A 15922-nucleotide genomic window follows, 5' to 3' on the forward strand; every position below is an offset into this window, starting at 1 on the left:
ATCGCCCACGTAGCGCACCCACTGAAGCGCCATGCCGCGCTCATCCAGCAGTTCGATGGCCTTGACGAGGTGCTTGTCCTGGCGACGGCCGCTGAGGATCTCGTCGCCGATGATGATGAGTCCGACCATGGGCTGGGGTGTGCTGAGCTGAACAGGTGCAGCAGCATACCGAAAGCGCGGATGACGCGCCGCACTCAGGCCGGATGCCGCGAGAGCAGCCTGCGCAACCCCAGCCACTGCTGCGACCAGAAGCCCCGTCCATAGTCCCGGCCGCCGTACTCCGGCAACTGATCCCGGATCCCGGTCGGCTCGAGGCCGCCATCGAACCGGGCCGTGCGGAACAGGATGTCCCAGATCGGGAACAGCACGGCAAAGTTGCACCCGCCCAGGCTCCCTGGCCCGGCCTCGCCCTCATGGCCGACGCCGATGGCGTGGTGCTGCCGATGGAAGCGCGGGCTCACCAGCAGGCGTTCACCCAACCAGCCGAAGGACAGGCGGATGTTGGCGTGCGACAGGCTCTCGACCAACTGAGTGCAGGCAACGATGGCCACAAACTGGCCCGGCGGGACCCCGATGGCGCGGGCCACCAGGGCGATCAGCACATCTCGCAGCAGGTCGTCCAGCAGGTGGTTGCGATTGTCGCTCCACATCGTCATGTGGCGCTGACTGTGGTGGACCGCATGCAGCGCCCACCAGCGGTCCAGGCGATGCTGACCGCGGTGAATCCAGTAATCCAGCAGATCGAACACGAGCAGGTAGGCCACGAATGCCGCCCACGCGGTGTCCGAGACCCCGGGCCACCAGGGGGCCATCCACGCCTCGAGCTGAATGCCATGAATGCCATGCACGGCTGCCGCACCGAACAGCCCGTCCAGCAGCGGCCCCACCAAGCAGAAGACGCCCAGCCGGAAAAGACCGAGCCGGTGAATCAGGGTGTACAGGATGTCGACCCGCTCGTCATGAGGCTCAGCATGTCGGTCGACCGGTCGCCAGCGCTGCAGGGGGCCGAAGAAGGCCAGCATGATCCCCAACTGGAGCAGCCCGACCAACAGCCAGCCCGTCGCGTCGTAGGCATCCTCCAGCAAGTTCCCCTGCCCCATCGCAAACAGCAGGGGTTGCGCCACGGATTCGAACAGCGTTTGCTGGACCTGCCCAAACGCCTCGCCCAGCGGCATCAACAACATCTCATCGATCATGACCTGTCACTCACCTTCACTTGGTGCACAACGGTTCAACGGGGTGCTGCGCCGACACGGCCGAACACCGGATGATCCCTCAGCGTGACAAAGCACATGCCGCGCGCCTTGAGCCCCACGATCAGGGGCTCCAGCACGGCCGGCGCCCACGGCTCGCGCCGAGACCAGATGCCCAGGTGCATCATCAACACGTCACCCGGGCGGATCCGGTCTAGCGCCTGGCGGAGCAGTGCGTTGTTGGGATAGCGGTCGCTGGGCAGTTCGTCCCCCAGAAAGCCCGCATCCGACCACCCCACGTGCTGCCATCCACAGGCCGAGGCGGCTTTCAGCAGCGCCGCGGAGGTGTGCCCCCCAGGAGCACGAAAAAGGCCCCGCATGGGCTGCCCGGTCATCTCGGCGAACCGCCGTGCGGGTCGGGCCAGTTGCTCACAGTAGGCAGCGGCCGACATCGTCTGCCGCTGACCACGCTGGGGCCCTGCCGTCGGCTGCATGACGAAGCCCGCCCCCCCGCGATCGCCGCGCCAGACCGCATGGTCCCAGGTGTGCGAGCCGAAATCATGCCCCTGGCCGGCAAGCCGCTTCCAGTACGCGGCCCAGTGGTCATCCAGCGTGCTGCCACTCGGGCGGCCATCTGCAGCCTGCGTGGGCTCGTTGGCCAGAAAGAACGTCGCCCGCACCTGATGGCGCGCAAGCGTGTCTGCCACCAGCTCGGCCACGCCCATGTGTCCCGTGTCGATGGTGAGGTAGACCGGCCGATCACACGGGGGTGCCGCCACGGCAGAAGCCATGCTGACGCACAGCAGTGTCAACAGGCCGTCACTGACGCGGCGCATGGTCCAGTGTCCACACACCGTGCGGCGAGCGCCCCACGGGGACCTGCCTGATCACCTGCTTTTCCACGGTGTCGATGAAGGTGACCTTACGCGCCCAGCGGGAGGTCACGAGGATGGTGCGGCCATCCGACATGAGGTCCATGCAGTCCGGCCCTCCCGGGGCGGGGTACTCGGCCACCACTTCCATGGTCCGCATGTCGATCTTGCTGATCGTGTTGGCCACACGGTTGCTCACGAGCACGTGCCGACGGTCTCCCCAAGCGCGGAATGCATGGGCACCGTCACCGGTCAGAATGCGCTTGCGCAGCACCGGGCGTGGGCCGCTGACATCGTAGACCTCGACGAAACGGTCTCCCGTGAGTGCCACGAGCAGCAGGCGATCGTCGGGTGTCAGGTAGACGTCCGCCGGCATCATGCCCACGGTCGTTTTCCAGCGCACGGCCTGCGTCGCCAGGTCGATGGCCACCAGCTCGTTGCTGTCCTGCATGCTGACGTACGTGACCGAACTGCGGCTGTCGATGGCGATGTGGCTGGGCGTCTTTGCCGCAGGAATCCGTTTCAGCAGCGTGACGTCCACCCCACCACCTGGGCGATTCACGGAGCGGTAGATGTCGACGTGATCCAGCCTGTTGGCGGCCGTCACGAACCACTTCATGTCCGGCGAGAACCGCAACTGGTACGGATCGATGATGTTCTCGAGGACGCCCTGGACGACCCCGGTACGGGGGTCCACCATCGTGATGGTGTTGGATCGGGCGTTCGCCACCAGCAGCGAGCGCTCGTCGGGCGACAGGTAGAGGTGGTGCGGCTCCTTGCCCGTGGGAATCCGCGACACCTCCCGGAACGTGCTGCCGTCGATCACGCTGATCGTGGCGTCCAGGGAGTTGAGGGCGAAGATGGGCGCGGGTGAAGTCGGGCGGGGTGTGCCAGCTGCCTGGGGCGCGGCCCCGGAGGTCAGTGTCAGCAGGCACAAGGCCGCCCCCGCCAGCGTCGAGCGCCACCCGCCGGAGACCTGCCGGGCGGCGCGATACACGAATGTCATCAAGATGTTCAGAGCCTCAGGGGGGCGCAGTGTAAGCCGCCGTCCTGCATGGCGGTCTGTTTCAACTCAAGCTCGTGGCGCACAAGGGTCATTCGTCGTCACCGCCCAGCACGGAGCCCAGCAGCCCCCCACCGGCAAAACCACCCAGCATGGAGCCCTCCTCACGCGAACCGCCACGCTGAGGTGCCGCGGCAAAGATGCGCGAAGCCAGGCGCGACAGCGGCAGGCTCTGCAGCCACACCTGCCCGGGGCCGCTCAGACGCGCGAGGAACAGCCCTTCCCCGCCGAACAACGCCGTCTTGATCTTGCCCACGTACTGGATGTCGAAGTCGACGCCCGGGGTGTAGGCCACCACGCAACCCGTGTCGACCAGCAGGGTCTCGCCCGCCTTGAGTTCGCGACGGACCACCGTGCCACCCGCGTGCACGAAGGCCATGCCGTCTCCTTCGAGCTTCTGCATGATGAAGCCCTCGCCGCCGAAGAAACCCGTGCCCAGTTTCTGCTGGACCGCGATGCCCAGCGAGACCCCGCGCGCGGCACAGAGGAACGCGTCCTTCTGGCAGATCAGCGTGCCGCCCAGTTGCCGCAGGTCCATGGGCAGGATCTTGCCGGCATACGGGGCAGCGAATGCCACACGGCGCTTGCCGCTGCCCTGGTTGGTGTAGACCGTGGTGAAGAGGCTCTCACCCGTGATGAGGCGCTTGCCCGCCCCGAGCAACTTGCCGAAGAAGCCGCCACCTTGCTGGGCGCCATCACCGAAGACGGTGTCCATTTCGATGCCGGCATCCATGAACATCATGCTGCCTGCTTCACCGATGGCGGCCTCACCGGGGTCGAGTTCCACCTCGACAAACTGCATCTCGGCGCCCTTGATCTCGTAGTCCACCACGTCCATGGCCATGCTGGTGCTCCTTTGCTCTCGAATCGATGTGTCGACAATCGGTACTCCGGGGACCATCCTGTGACGGCCCCAGGAAACGGAGGGGGTCCGTGGCCCAGGCCGCCCCGCACAATCGGGACCGGTGCCATGCCATTTCGGACAACCGCCGATTGTGGCCGAGATCCGTGAAGGCTTGCATGTCCATGGGAAACCCGCTCCTCCTCACCGTGTTCCTCACATGGCCTTGACCTTGCATCTGCCCACCCTGACGCTCGTGGTGTGCCTGGTGCTCGTCACCGCCGCGGCGTTGATGACCTTCATCGGCATGACGCAGCGCGTCTACCGCGGGTTCTGGTGGTGGGTCACCGCACAGTGGCTGACCGCATTGAGCCCGGTGTGCCTGTTGCTGCAGTCCGAACTCCCCTGGCTGCTGCCTCTATCCGTGCTGCTGGCCCTGCAGTGGCCGCTGATGATGCTGGCCGGCCTGCGCCAGTTCCATGGACGGGTGAGGTTTCCTCTGCCTGGGTGGATGGACGCGCTCATTCCGGCCCTCGGCACCGTGGCCTATGCATGGATCTGGTCGCAAGACCCTGACGATGTCGCAGCCCGGGTCGCCGTGTTCAGCCTGTTCAATGTGGGTGGCTACCTGTACGCGATGTGGCAGCTTCAGGCCATACCGGGGTGGCGCCGCAGCCGCCACCTCAAGACCGTGCACCTGTTTCTGCTGGGCGGGGCGCTGCTGCAGGCCCCTCGCCTGCTGACGGCCATGAGCAACTGGGGGCTTCCTTTGAGCAACCCCGATCACATTCAGCAGCCGGCCGTCCTGCTCGGCCTGGTCGTGGCCGTCACGGTGTCGGTCTACATGTGCCTGCTGCTGACCTACGAGCGCACGGAGCAGGAGTTGCTCGACTCCCACCGTCAGCTTCGGGAAATGGCCGACATCGACATGCTGACCCAGGTGCCCAACCGGCGTCATTTCAACGAGATGGCCGCCCTGGCTTTGCGACTGGCGTGCCCTGGCGGCTCCACGCTGATGCGTTTCGATGTCGACCACCTGCGTCATTTCAACGAACTGCATGGCCATGCCGCAGGCGACGAAGCGCTGAAACTGGTGGCTTCGCGCGCCCGCGACCTGATGCGCGAGCGCGACATCGTGGGCCGCATCGGCGGCGATCAGTTCGTGGCACTGCTGCCCGATACGGCCTTGCGAGACGCCCTGCATGTAGCCCGGCGCCTGACCCGGCAGGTGGACGAGACCCGGGCGCAGCGAGGGCATCCGCCCGTGAGCCTCAGCTTCGGCGTCGTCCGGGTCGAGCCCGACGAGACGCTCGACCTCGCCCTCACGCGCGCAGAGCGCGCCCTGGAGCGGGCCCGGCGCCATGAGCGGCACCCGGCGGGACATGAGGCAGCCCAACGGGCGTGACGACAGCGCCGGGGCTTGCCGGGCGGCGACAATCACGCCATGCAGCGTTTCGATGTGATCGTCATAGGTGCCGGCGCAGCCGGGCTGTTCTGTGCGGGCGTGGCCGGCCAACGGGGCCTGCGCGTGCTGGTCATCGACCATGCCACGCGCGTGGCCGAGAAGATCCGCATCTCCGGTGGCGGGCGGTGCAACTTCACCAACCGGGACGCCGCGCCCACCCACTTTCTGAGCGAGAACCCGCACTTCGCGCGCTCTGCCCTGGCCGGCTACACACCGCAGGACTTCCTGGCCCTCGTCGATCGCCATCGGATCGCATGGCACGAGAAGCACAAGGGACAGCTGTTCTGCGACCGCAGCGCCGACGACATCATCCAGATGCTGTTGCGCGAATGCGAGGCGGGCGGGGTGACGCGCTGGCAGCCCTGCGGCGTTCACGAGGTCCGCCCGAACCCGTGCGCCACGGACAGCGCCCCCCGCTTCAAACTGATCACCGACCGCGGCCCCGTCGGCGCCCACCAGGTCGTGGTGGCCACCGGCGGACTCTCGATCCCGAAAATCGGGGCGACCGATTTCGGCCAGCGTCTCGCGGCACACCTGGGTCACCGGATCGTCCCACTGCGCCCTGCTCTGGTTCCCCTCACCTTCGCCCCGGACACCTGGGCACCTTTCGTTGCGCTGGCCGGCGTCTCGCTGGAAGTCGAGGTCTCGACGCCCATGCCTGAGGCCTACGCCGGCAAGCGCCGCAAGGCCGCCCCGGCCTCCTTCGTCGAAGACCTGCTGTTCACCCACCGAGGCCTGAGCGGGCCGGCGATCCTCCAAATCTCGAGCTTCTGGACTCCTGGCCAGGCGCTCACGCTCAACCTGACCCCCCAGCGCGATTTGGCCGCCCTGCTCAAGGACGCCAAGAACGGTTCACGCAAGCAACTGGCCACGGCCTGGTCTCAAGCGCTGGGTGACGCCGTACCCCAGCGCCTCGCGCAGACGTGGCTGAGCACTCGGACCGCCGACATGCCGGCACTGCGTCCCGACGCCCCCCTGGCCGAGACCCGCGATCGGGACCTCGACACGCTGGGGCACACAGCCAATGCGTGGTCCATCACACCGAGCGGCTCGGAGGGTTATGCCAAGGCCGAGGTGACTGCAGGGGGTGTCGACACGCGAGACCTCAGTTCGCAGACGCTCGAAAGCCGGCTCGTGCCGGGTCTCCACTTCATCGGCGAGGTGGTCGACGTCACCGGCTGGCTGGGAGGCTATAACTTCCAGTGGGCCTGGTCCAGCGGCATGGCCTGCGCGCGCGCGCTCGAGCCCACGCCAGCACCACATTAAGATGCACACATGAGCACCACGCATTTCGGTTTCCAGCAGGTCGACGAATCCCAGAAGGCGCAGCGCGTACGCGGCGTGTTCGATTCGGTGGCCAACAAGTACGACGTCATGAACGACCTGATGTCGATGGGTCTGCATCGCCTGTGGAAGGCCTACACGATCGCCGCCAGCGGCGTGCGCGAAGGCCACAAGGTGCTCGACATCGCCGGCGGCACGGGGGACCTCTCCGAAGCGTTCGCCAAGCGGGTCGGGCCCACCGGCATGGTCGTGCACACCGACATCAACGAAGCCATGTTGAGCACGGGGCGCGATCGCCTACTCAACAGCGGCATGGCCCTGCCCACCACGCTGTGCGATGCAGAAAAGCTGCCCTTCCCCACCGGCACCTTCGACGTCGTCAGTGTGGCATTCGGCCTGCGCAACATGACGCACAAGGACGCGGCCCTTGCCGAGATGTGCCGGGTGCTGAAGCCGGGTGGCCGCCTGCTCGTGCTCGAGTTTTCCAAGGTGGCCAAGCCGCTGGAAAAGGCCTACGACTGGTACTCGTTCAAGGTGCTGCCCCGGCTGGGCCAGATGGTCGCCGGTGACGCCGCCAGCTACCAGTACCTGGCCGAATCCATCCGCATGCATCCGGATCAGGCCACACTGAAGGCCATGATGAAATCCGCCGGATTCGGCCATGTCGACGTGCACAACATGACGGGCGGAGTTGTGGCCCTGCACATGGGCATCAAGTGCTGACGCAACCGACACCCTCTGAATGACAAACGGGCGCCTCGGGCGCCCGTTTTGCTGGATGGCCGCTCAGGCCTGCGTCACTCGACGCCGAGCAGACGCGCCCGGAGGTCGCCGTCGGCAGGCTTGTCACCCAGCCAGATCTTCAGCAAGGCCTTGAAGAAATCCTCGCCCGGCACATCACGCATCACAGGCTTGCCCGCCAGGGTGATACGGGTCCCCGTGGCCGGTACGTAGTCGAGCTGGATCACCGAGCCCTTGCGCGCCTCGCCGAGGGCGACCATGGCCTTTTCCAGTTCGTCGATCCGGCTCTGCAGCGCTCCGCGCTCGGCCGGCGTGGTGTTGGCGGTGATCCCATCCACCAGCGACTCGCCCAGCTTGTCGGCCGGCACGTCGCGCATCATGACGAGCTGAATGCGCTTGGGCCCAGGCTGGTTCAGGGCGGCCACGGCATTCGCCTCCTTGCGCGGCAGGTACAGAGCCACGGCATAGACCTTGATGATCATCTTGACCCGCATGCCAGCCCCATTGAGCACCAGGTTCTGTCCGGCCACGGATTGCGTGTCTTCGAATTTGGCGCTGCCCACTTCGCGGACGGCCAGTGCGGACGTGGCCGTGAAGGCCAGGCAAGCGGCAAGGGCCGCGGCGGCAAATCGGGTACGGTTCATCGTAAGGGGTCCTTTTGTGATGGTCAGCACCAAAGCTGTCGCCCTGGGCACCGCGTCTCATACGGCAGCCGCGATGTTACATTACATCTGCAACATACGACCAGTATGATGCGGGCCGTTAGTCCTCCGTGTGCCATGTCACAAACCGACGCCCTGCCTCCCCGCGGCCGCCCCCGCCTTCCACGCCAATCCGGCCCTGCCACCCATGAAATGACGGTGGAGGACCTGTCGGCCTGCACCGGGGTCAGCGTGCGCAACATCCGCGCATACCAGACAGCCGGGCTGCTGCCGCCTCCGAGGCTGCGTGGCCGCCTCGGGCTGTATGACAGCGAGCATCAGGGCAAACTCGAGCTCATTCGGGACCTGCGACAGCAGGGCTTCCGGCTGGAAACCATCAAGGACATGCTCGAGCACACGCCTGAGGGGGCCTGGTCGGAGTACGCGTTGATCAGCGAGCTGTTCTCGACCACGTTCTTCACGGTGGAAGCCCCGGCGCGCAAACACATCGCCGAGATGGCCGCCCACTGGGGCGCCACAGCCACTCCGGAGCAGCGAGAACGCCTGAGCCGCAACGGTTTGTACCGCCGGGTTGGGGACACGGACGAATTCGAAATCCTCAGCCCCGCGCTGGAACGCATCGGCATTCAGCTCGCCGACCTGAAGGTTCCACTGGACACGGTGCTCGACCTGCAGGATGCGCTGATCGAGCACATGCGCGCCATCGCTCGCGCGTACGTACAGCAGGTGTTTCTCGCCAAGATAAAAGGGCTGACCCTTCAGGCGCAGGAGAAAGTCTCTCAGGCCGGCGCACGCCGCCCCACGGTGGAAATGAGTGCCGCCGAAGAGCTGAAAGCGTTCTTCGAACGACTGAGGCCCCTGGCCATCGGTTCGATCAGTGCGGCGTTCCCTGTGGTCCTGCAGCAGGAGTTCGATGCGGCGGTGGCCGGAGAACTCAAGCGCAAGGAGTGAGGCCCGCTCGCCGCGCCGCATCCCGCGGCAGGCATCGTTTTCGGGCCACGCAGAATCAAGCCGACGCCAAAAAGACAGAAAGCCCAGCAGATTGCTCTGCTGGGCTCATGTCGTTCTTGGTCGGGGCGGCGGGATTCGAACTCGCGACCCCTTGCACCCCATGCAAGTGCGCTACCAGGCTGCGCTACGCCCCGACGAAGACTTAGATTATTGCACTGTTTTGCCAACCGAATCAAGCCAGAACGGAAGGCGGATACGCGTTTCGATGACTTTCTCCGTCGGCGTTGCGCGCAGTCCACATTGCCGAGGCGGTCGGAACACCGATCCGCCCGGGTCAGCCAAGCAAGTCGCGGATGGACACCAGGGCGTCACGCAGAGACTGGGCGCTGTCGGCGTCCAGGTGGTCCAGCGCGGCCAGATCGGGCGGCACCCACGCGCCATCGGCCACCGCAACGTGCGTGGCTTGAAGCGGCCGGGCGGCACGCAGCTCCTGCGCCCCACCCCAGGCGGTCGCCGGCATGACAGCCGTGCCCAGGTCGGCGTGCAGGGAATCGCCCGATGACACGGCCGCCATCGCCCCCATGTCGGACAGCTGGTTGCGGGCGCCACTGATGGTGAAACCCTGCTCGTACAGCAGTTCCCGGATGCGCCGAATCAACAGCACCTCATGGTGCTGATAGTAGCGGCGGTTGCCGCGGCGCTTCATGGGCTTGAGCTGGACAAACTCCTGCTCCCAATAGCGCAACACATAGGGCTTGACCAGGCACAACTCGCTGACCTCACCAATGGTGAAGTAGCGCTTGGCCGGGATCGGCGGCAAGACACTGTCGATGCGGTCCATGGCTCCCATCGCTCAATTCGCCCTTCGGACAAAGGCCACAGACTTTACTCCATGTGCCCGTCGGCGGACACATCGCCCTGGACCAGGTCCTTGAGCTTCTGGCTCGCGTGGAAGGTCACTACATTGCGGGCGGCAATCGGAATGAGCTCCCCGGTGCGCGGGTTGCGCCCGGGTCTCGGCGCCTTGCGCCGGATCTGGAAATTACCGAAACCCGACAGCTTCACGTCCTGCCCCTCGACCAACGTGCCCTGCACCAGCTCGAAAAAGGCTTCGACCATGTCCTTGGATTCGCGCTTGTTCAGCCCCAGCCGTTCGAACAGGAGTTCGGCCAGCTCGGCCTTGGTCAGCGTCGGCGTCTCGATCGTGGGCAGCAGGACCGTCAGGTCGCTGAGCTTGTCGTTCATCCCGGGTCTCCCTTGTCCGGTGTCAGCCGCGGACGCGCGCACCAACGGATTCCGCCAGCACAGCCTGAACGGCCTTCATCGCGCCGTCGATCCGCTCGTCAGTCAGTGTCTGCTCATCATCGCGCAGTTCCACGCGCACGGCGAGGCTCCGCTCGTCGTCCGCCATCCCTTGAACCGGGGCCTTGGGCTTGTAGATGTCGAACAAACGGGCACCCTTGACCAGGCCCTCGGTCTTCGCCGCGGCGATCGCCGCCATCATCGCCTCATGGGCCACGTCGTCCTTGACCACCAGCGCCAGGTCACGGAACACCGACTGCATCTTGGGCACGCTGGTGAACGACGGCACCACGCGCTCGGCCAGCACGGCGGCATCCAGTTCGAACAGCACCGGTGCCAGCGGCAGGTCATAGGCCTGACGCCATTTCGGGTGCAGCTCGCCGATGACGCCGACATCGCGGCCATCGACCACCACGCGGGCGCAGCGGCCCGGGTGGAAGGCCGGATGCTCGACAGCCACGAAGCGCGCCTGACGCGGAGCCAGCAGCGCCTCGACGTCGCCCTTCACATCGAAGAAATCGACGTTGCGGCTGGCCACGCCCCACTGCAGCGCCTCGGCCGGGCCATAGGCCAGGCCCGCCACCTTCACCGGCTGGTCGAAGCCACCCACGGTCTGGTCGCTGTCGACCACGCTGGCGTCGCGGCGGAACACGCGCCCCACCTCGAACAGGCGGACGCGATCGGCCTTGCGGGCGAGGTTGGTGCGCAGCACCTCCACCAGGCTGCCGATCAGCGTCGAGCGCATCACGGCCAGCGGGGCGGCGATCGGGTTCAGCACCTTGATCGGGTCGGCGTTGCCTGCGAAGTCGGCTTCCCAGCGGGCCTCGACGAAGCTGAAGGTGATCGCTTCCTGGTAGCCACGGGCGGCCACGGCACGGCGCACCGCATACAGGCTGCGTTGCGCCTCCGGACGCACCTCGGACACCACCGGGGCCTTGGGTGCGCGCTTGGGGAGCTTGTCGAAGCCTATCACGCGCACGACCTCCTCGATCAGGTCTTCCTCGATCTGGATGTCGAAGCGCCAGCTCGGCGGCGTCACAGTCAGGTGCACGTCGCCTTCGACGGCGCTGGCGGTGAAGGCAAGGCCCAGGCGGGTGAAGACGGTCTCGACCTCCTCGCGCGACACCGGCATGCCGATCACGCGCTGGGCGCGCGACAGGCGCAGCGTCACCGGCTGGCGTTCAGCCTGGCGCACGACCTGGTCGTCCACCGGGCCGGCCTCGCCGCCGCAGATGTCGAGGATCAGCTGGGTGATGCGCTCGAGGTAGGCCACGGTGGGCGCCGGGTCCACGCCGCGCTCGAAGCGGTGCGAGGCGTCGGTCGAGAAGTTGTAGCGGCGTGCGCGGCCGGCAATCGCCTTGGGCCACCAGAAGGCCGACTCGAGGTAGACGTTGCGGGTGTCGTCGCCCACGGCCGTGGCGTCACCGCCCATCACACCGGCCAGCGACTCGACCTGGGCGTCGTCGGCGATCACGCCAACCTGCCCGTCCAGTGCCACGGTGTTGCCGTTCAGCAGCTTGAGGCTTTCGCCTTCACGCGCCCAGCGCACGGTGATGCCACCCTTGACCTTGTCCAGATCGAACACGTGCGAGGGTTGGCCCAGCTCGAACATCACGTAGTTCGAGATGTCGACCAGGGGCGACACCGAACGCTGACCACAGCGCGCCAGGCGCTCGACCATCCAGTCGGGCGTCTTGGCCTGCGGGTTGACGCCGCGAATCACCCGACCGGCGAAACGGCCGCACAGGTCCGATGCCTCGACCTTGACGGGCACGGTCGCGTCGATGGCGGGCTTGACGGACTCGATCGCCGGCAGCGTCAGCGGCGCGCCAGTCAGGGCCGAGACCTCGCGCGCGATGCCGGCCACGCTCAGGCAGTGCGCCAGGTTGGGCGTGAGCTTCAGCGTGAACAGCGTGTCGTCGAGCTTCAGGTGCTCGCGGATGTTGACGCCCACCGGCGCGTCGTCGGCCAGGATGTGCAGGCCGCTCGCCTCTTCGGAGATGCCCAGCTCGCGTGCCGAACACAGCATGCCCTGGCTTTCGACGCCCCGCAGCTTGCCCAGCTTGATCTTGAACACCTTGCCGTCGGCACCCGGGGGCAGCTCGGCCCCCACCGTGGCGCACGGGACCTTGATGCCCGGGCGCACATTGGGCGCGCCGCACACGATCTGCAGCACCGCACCCGTGCCGGCGTCCACCTTGCAGACGTTCAGGCGGTCGGCATCCGGGTGCTTGGCCACTTCCAGCACGTGGCCCACGACCACGCCCGTGAACGGCGGGGCCACCGGGTCCAGTTCCTCGACCTCCAGACCGGCCATGGTCAGCAGATCAGCCAGTTGCTGGGTGGTCAGGTCGGGGTTGCAGAAGCTGCGCAGCCAGGACTCAGGGAATTGCATGTCAGGGATCCTTGGGGAATCTTTTTTGGTGAGCCTGCCTTGTCAGGCGAAGTCGGCGTCCAGCACCACGCGGTAGCGGGCCTTGCCGGCGCGCAGGTGGTCCAGTGCATCGTTGATGCGGCTCATCGGGAAATGTTCGGTTTGCGGGGCGATGCCGTGGCGGGCGGCAAACTCCAGCATGGTGTCGATGTCCTGGCGCGAGCCCGTGGGCGAGCCCGACACCGAGCGCTGCCCGCCGATCAGGGCAAAGGACTCGACTTCCAGCGGTGCGGGCAGCACGCCCACCACGTGCAGGCGGCCATTGGGCGCCAGCGTGCCCATCAGCGCCTTCCAGTTCAGCATCGCATTGACGGTGACGATCACCATGTCGAGTCGGCCGGCAATCGACTTCATGGACGCGGCGTCCACACTCGACACGACCTTGTGCGCGCCCAGCGACAGCGCCTCGTCACGCTTGGACTCGCTCGAGGTGAACGCCGTCACCTCGCAACCCCAGGCACGCGCAAACTTCAGCGCCAGGTGACCGAGCCCGCCGATGCCCACCACGCCCACGCGGTGCGTCGGCTTGATGTCGAAGTTCAGGAACGGTGAGAACACGGTCAGGCCGCCGCACAGCAGCGGGCCGGCATCGGCCGGGTTGACGCCCTCGGGAATCGGCGCCACCCACAGCCAGTGGGCCCGCACGCGTTCGGCAAAGCCGCCGTGATGGCCGACGATGGTCGGCACGCCGGCACGGCACATCTGCGGCTCGCCGCTCAGGCAGGGCTTGCAGGTCTGGCAGCTCTGCGCCATCCAGCCCAGGCCGACCTTCTGGCCCAGCTTCAGCCCCTTCGCATTGGCACCCAGGGCCACAACACTGCCGATCACCTCGTGCCCGCCGACGACCGGGTAGCCCGAAAAGCCCCACTCGTTGTCGATCATCGACAGGTCGGAGTGGCACAGGCCACAGTGCTCGACGCGGATCTCGACTTCCTCGGCGCCCAGCGGGCCCGGGTCGTACGAAAACGGCGTGACCGGGCGTGTGGCTTCCTGAGCTGCCCAGGCGCGGATGGTGGTCGAAGTGCTCATGTCGGCGATCCTTTCAGTGGGGCGGCTGCCCGGTCATGCCGGGTGGCCAGGGAACGGGCGGGAGCGGAAGCGGCATCGCGGCAACGCGACGCCGGACAGGTCACTGGAACTGCTGCAGAAAGCGCAGGTCGCCTTCGTAGAACAGGCGCAGGTCGTTCACGCCATATCTCAGCATGGTCAGGCGATCGGGGCCCAGACCGAACGCAAAGCCGATGTAGCGCTCAGGGTCCAGGCCGAAGTTGCGCACCACGTTCGGGTGCACCTGCCCTGCCCCACCGACTTCCAGCCAACGGCCCTTGAGCGGACCGGAGGCGAAGGCGATGTCCACTTCGGCAGACGGCTCGGTGAACGGGAAGAACGACGGGCGGAAACGGATGTCCAGCGCGTCGGTCTCGAAGAAGGTGCTGAAAAAGTCGCTCAACACCGCCTTCAGGTCGGTGAAGCTCACCGACTCGCCGATCCACAGGCCTTCACACTGGTGGAACATTGGCGAGTGCGTGGCGTCGCTGTCGACCCGATAGGTGCGTCCCGGTGCGATCACGCGGATCTCGGGGATGCGTTCACCGCGGGCCAGCTCTTCGGCGTGCGCCTTGACGTGCTGCACGGCGTAGCGCACCTGCATCGGGCTGGTGTGCGTGCGCAGCAGGTGACCGCCTTCCACGTAGAAGGTGTCGTGCATCGAGCGCGCCGGATGGTCTTCCGGCGTGTTCAGCGCGGTGAAGTTGAACCAGTCGGCCTCGATCTCGGGGCCATCGGCCACGGCAAAGCCCATCGACCCGAAGATGCCTTCGATGCGCTCGATGCTGAGCGACACCGGGTGCAGGCCACCCTCGCCACGACGACGGCCCGGCAGCGTCACGTCCAGGCGCTCTGCCTGAAGCTGCTGTGCCAGCTCGGCATCGGCCAGCGCCTGACGGCGGTCGTTCAGCAAGGCTTCCACGCGCTGCTTGGCCTGGTTGATGGCGGCGCCGCGGGTCTTCTTCTCTTCGGGGCTGAGCGCGCCCATGCCCTTGAGCAGGTCGGTCAGGCTGCCGGACTTGCCCAGGAACCGGGCCTTGGCGTTTTCCAGGTCGGCGGGAGTGCCGGCCGCGGCAAAGGCATCCTGGGCCGATTGCACCAGGGCTTCGAGGTCGCTTTGCGGGTCGTTCATCGTGTCGGATCGAAAAAAAAGGCCAACTTGACGTTGGCCTTCAGGTCACTTGCACACCCTTGCCCGACAGAGCCGGGCCAGGTGCATGCGGTGCATCGTGCTGACTGAGGGATCAGGCAGCCAGTTGAGCCTTGGCCTTTTCAACGATGCTGGCAAAAGCAGCCGGATCGTTGACAGCCATGTCGGCCAGCACCTTGCGGTCGATCTCGATCGACGCCTTCTTGATGCCAGCGATGAACTTGCTGTAGGTCAGGCCCAGAGCGCGGCTGCCGGCGTTGATACGGGCAATCCACAGGCGGCGGAATTCGCGCTTCTTGGCACGGCGGTCACGGTAGGCGTATTGGCCTGCCTTCATGACCGCCTGCTTGGCGATGCGGTAAACGTTCTTGCGGCGGCCGCGGAAACCCTTGGCCAGGGCGAGAACCTTCTTGTGACGAGCGCGGGCGGTAACGCCACGTTTGACGCGAGGCATGGATGACTCCTTCTGCGTTGACTATCTAAACCAGAGACCTTGAGACGACTGTCTTGCGCGGCTTACAGGCCGGCGAAAGGCAGCATCTGGGCCATGTGGCCCATGTTGGTCTCGTGCACGTTCACAGCGCCGCGGAGCTGACGCTTGTTCTTCGTGGTCTTCTTGGTCAGGATGTGACGCTTGAAGGCTTGGCCGCGCTTGACGGTGCCACCCGGACGCACGCGAAAACGCTTCTTCGCACTGCTCTTGGTCTTCATTTTGGGCATGTTCTGCTCCTTGTGAATTGTGTCTGTCAGGCGCCGCGAAATACCACTTCCGCGTCTTGATGGCCTGCAGTCACTTCGAAGCGACCACCGGTGACCAGACCGATGGTCGTTGCGCGCGGCCGTCTGCACAAAGCAGGCTGCGGCGCACGTTGCCGGGCTTTGACGCCCGGCGAAACCTCGCATTGTAGAAGAAATTC

16 protein-coding genes, 1 tRNA gene and 1 pseudogene are annotated in these 15922 nt (G+C 66.3%); 4 read left to right on the top strand and 14 right to left on the bottom strand.

The annotated features are described in order from the left end of the window. The 5 genes and pseudogenes from QZ709_RS16795 to QZ709_RS16815 all read right to left on the bottom strand — a co-directional run. Nucleotides 1-129: pseudogene (locus tag QZ709_RS16795) on the bottom strand (competence/damage-inducible protein A); the annotation flags it as partial. Nucleotides 130-194: 65 nt separating this feature from the next. Continuing rightward, a complete protein-coding gene (locus QZ709_RS16800) occupies nt 195-1178 on the bottom strand; it encodes a sterol desaturase family protein (protein WP_294638622.1) in 984 nt (327 codons plus the stop codon). Nucleotides 1179-1231: 53 nt separating this feature from the next. Then, entirely contained in the window at nt 1232-1984 is a 753-nt protein-coding gene (locus QZ709_RS16805) for a polysaccharide deacetylase family protein (protein ID WP_294638623.1), read from the bottom strand. A 28-nt stretch (nt 1985-2012) separates the two neighbouring features. Continuing rightward, nucleotides 2013-3071: a YncE family protein gene (locus QZ709_RS16810; RefSeq protein WP_294638590.1), complete on the bottom strand. Its 1059-nt coding sequence runs from the start codon at nt 3069-3071 to the stop codon at nt 2013-2015. A gap of 88 nt (nt 3072-3159) precedes the next feature. Then, nucleotides 3160-3972, bottom strand: coding sequence for a TIGR00266 family protein (locus tag QZ709_RS16815; RefSeq protein WP_294638591.1), 813 nt, complete (start codon nt 3970-3972; stop codon nt 3160-3162). Between the two features lie 217 nt (nt 3973-4189). Between QZ709_RS16815 and QZ709_RS16820 the strand changes: the two genes are divergently transcribed. The 3 genes from QZ709_RS16820 to ubiE are packed head-to-tail and all read left to right on the top strand — an operon-like array spanning nt 4190 to nt 7441. Next, complete coding sequence (locus tag QZ709_RS16820) at nt 4190-5374, top strand: diguanylate cyclase (RefSeq protein ID WP_294638592.1); 1185 nt, start codon at nt 4190-4192, stop codon at nt 5372-5374. A 39-nt stretch (nt 5375-5413) separates the two neighbouring features. Continuing rightward, nucleotides 5414-6700, top strand: coding sequence for an NAD(P)/FAD-dependent oxidoreductase (locus tag QZ709_RS16825; protein ID WP_294638593.1), 1287 nt, complete (start codon nt 5414-5416; stop codon nt 6698-6700). 9 nt (nt 6701-6709) lie between these two features. Further along, nucleotides 6710-7441 carry a bifunctional demethylmenaquinone methyltransferase/2-methoxy-6-polyprenyl-1,4-benzoquinol methylase UbiE gene (gene ubiE / locus QZ709_RS16830; RefSeq protein ID WP_294638594.1) on the top strand — a complete coding sequence of 244 codons (732 nt, stop codon included), beginning with the start codon at nt 6710-6712 and terminating at the stop codon, nt 7439-7441. Nucleotides 7442-7515: 74 nt separating this feature from the next. On the opposite strand, the gene QZ709_RS16835 is transcribed toward ubiE, so the two are convergent. Then, nucleotides 7516-8103, bottom strand: coding sequence for a chalcone isomerase family protein (locus QZ709_RS16835; RefSeq protein ID WP_294638595.1), 588 nt, complete (start codon nt 8101-8103; stop codon nt 7516-7518). A 135-nt stretch (nt 8104-8238) separates the two neighbouring features. Here QZ709_RS16835 and QZ709_RS16840 point away from each other — a divergent pair, with 135 nt between their 5' ends. Next, a complete protein-coding gene (locus QZ709_RS16840) occupies nt 8239-9072 on the top strand; it encodes a MerR family transcriptional regulator (protein WP_294638596.1) in 834 nt (277 codons plus the stop codon). 117 nt (nt 9073-9189) lie between these two features. Here QZ709_RS16840 and QZ709_RS16845 read toward each other — a convergent pair. The 8 genes from QZ709_RS16845 to rpmI all read right to left on the bottom strand — a co-directional run bounded on the left by QZ709_RS16845 (nt 9190) and on the right by rpmI (nt 15725). After that, nucleotides 9190-9266, bottom strand: a tRNA-Pro gene (locus QZ709_RS16845). 140 nt (nt 9267-9406) lie between these two features. After that, nucleotides 9407-9904, bottom strand: a complete 498-nt coding sequence (locus QZ709_RS16850; RefSeq protein WP_294638624.1) for a MerR family transcriptional regulator — start codon at nt 9902-9904, stop codon at nt 9407-9409. A 53-nt stretch (nt 9905-9957) separates the two neighbouring features. Continuing rightward, entirely contained in the window at nt 9958-10317 is a 360-nt protein-coding gene (locus QZ709_RS16855) for an integration host factor subunit alpha (protein WP_294638597.1), read from the bottom strand. 22 nt (nt 10318-10339) lie between these two features. Beyond that, entirely contained in the window at nt 10340-12769 is a 2430-nt protein-coding gene (gene pheT, locus QZ709_RS16860; RefSeq protein WP_294638598.1) for a phenylalanine--tRNA ligase subunit beta, read from the bottom strand. Nucleotides 12770-12811: 42 nt separating this feature from the next. Beyond that, nucleotides 12812-13837, bottom strand: a complete 1026-nt coding sequence (locus QZ709_RS16865; protein WP_109036792.1) for an NAD(P)-dependent alcohol dehydrogenase — start codon at nt 13835-13837, stop codon at nt 12812-12814. A 100-nt stretch (nt 13838-13937) separates the two neighbouring features. Beyond that, the gene (pheS, locus tag QZ709_RS16870; RefSeq protein ID WP_294638600.1) at nt 13938-14987 is read right to left on the bottom strand and encodes a phenylalanine--tRNA ligase subunit alpha; all 1050 of its coding nucleotides are present in this window, start codon (nt 14985-14987) and stop codon (nt 13938-13940) included. Nucleotides 14988-15099: 112 nt separating this feature from the next. Continuing rightward, nucleotides 15100-15459: a 50S ribosomal protein L20 gene (rplT, locus tag QZ709_RS16875; RefSeq protein ID WP_058089095.1), complete on the bottom strand. Its 360-nt coding sequence runs from the start codon at nt 15457-15459 to the stop codon at nt 15100-15102. 62 nt (nt 15460-15521) lie between these two features. After that, the gene (gene rpmI, locus QZ709_RS16880; RefSeq protein WP_028601240.1) at nt 15522-15725 is read right to left on the bottom strand and encodes a 50S ribosomal protein L35; all 204 of its coding nucleotides are present in this window, start codon (nt 15723-15725) and stop codon (nt 15522-15524) included. Nucleotides 15726-15922: the final 197 nt, after the last annotated feature.

It is taken from the genome of uncultured Aquabacterium sp., from assembly GCF_913773725.1.
GTDB lineage: Bacteria > Pseudomonadota > Gammaproteobacteria > Burkholderiales > Burkholderiaceae_C > Aquabacterium.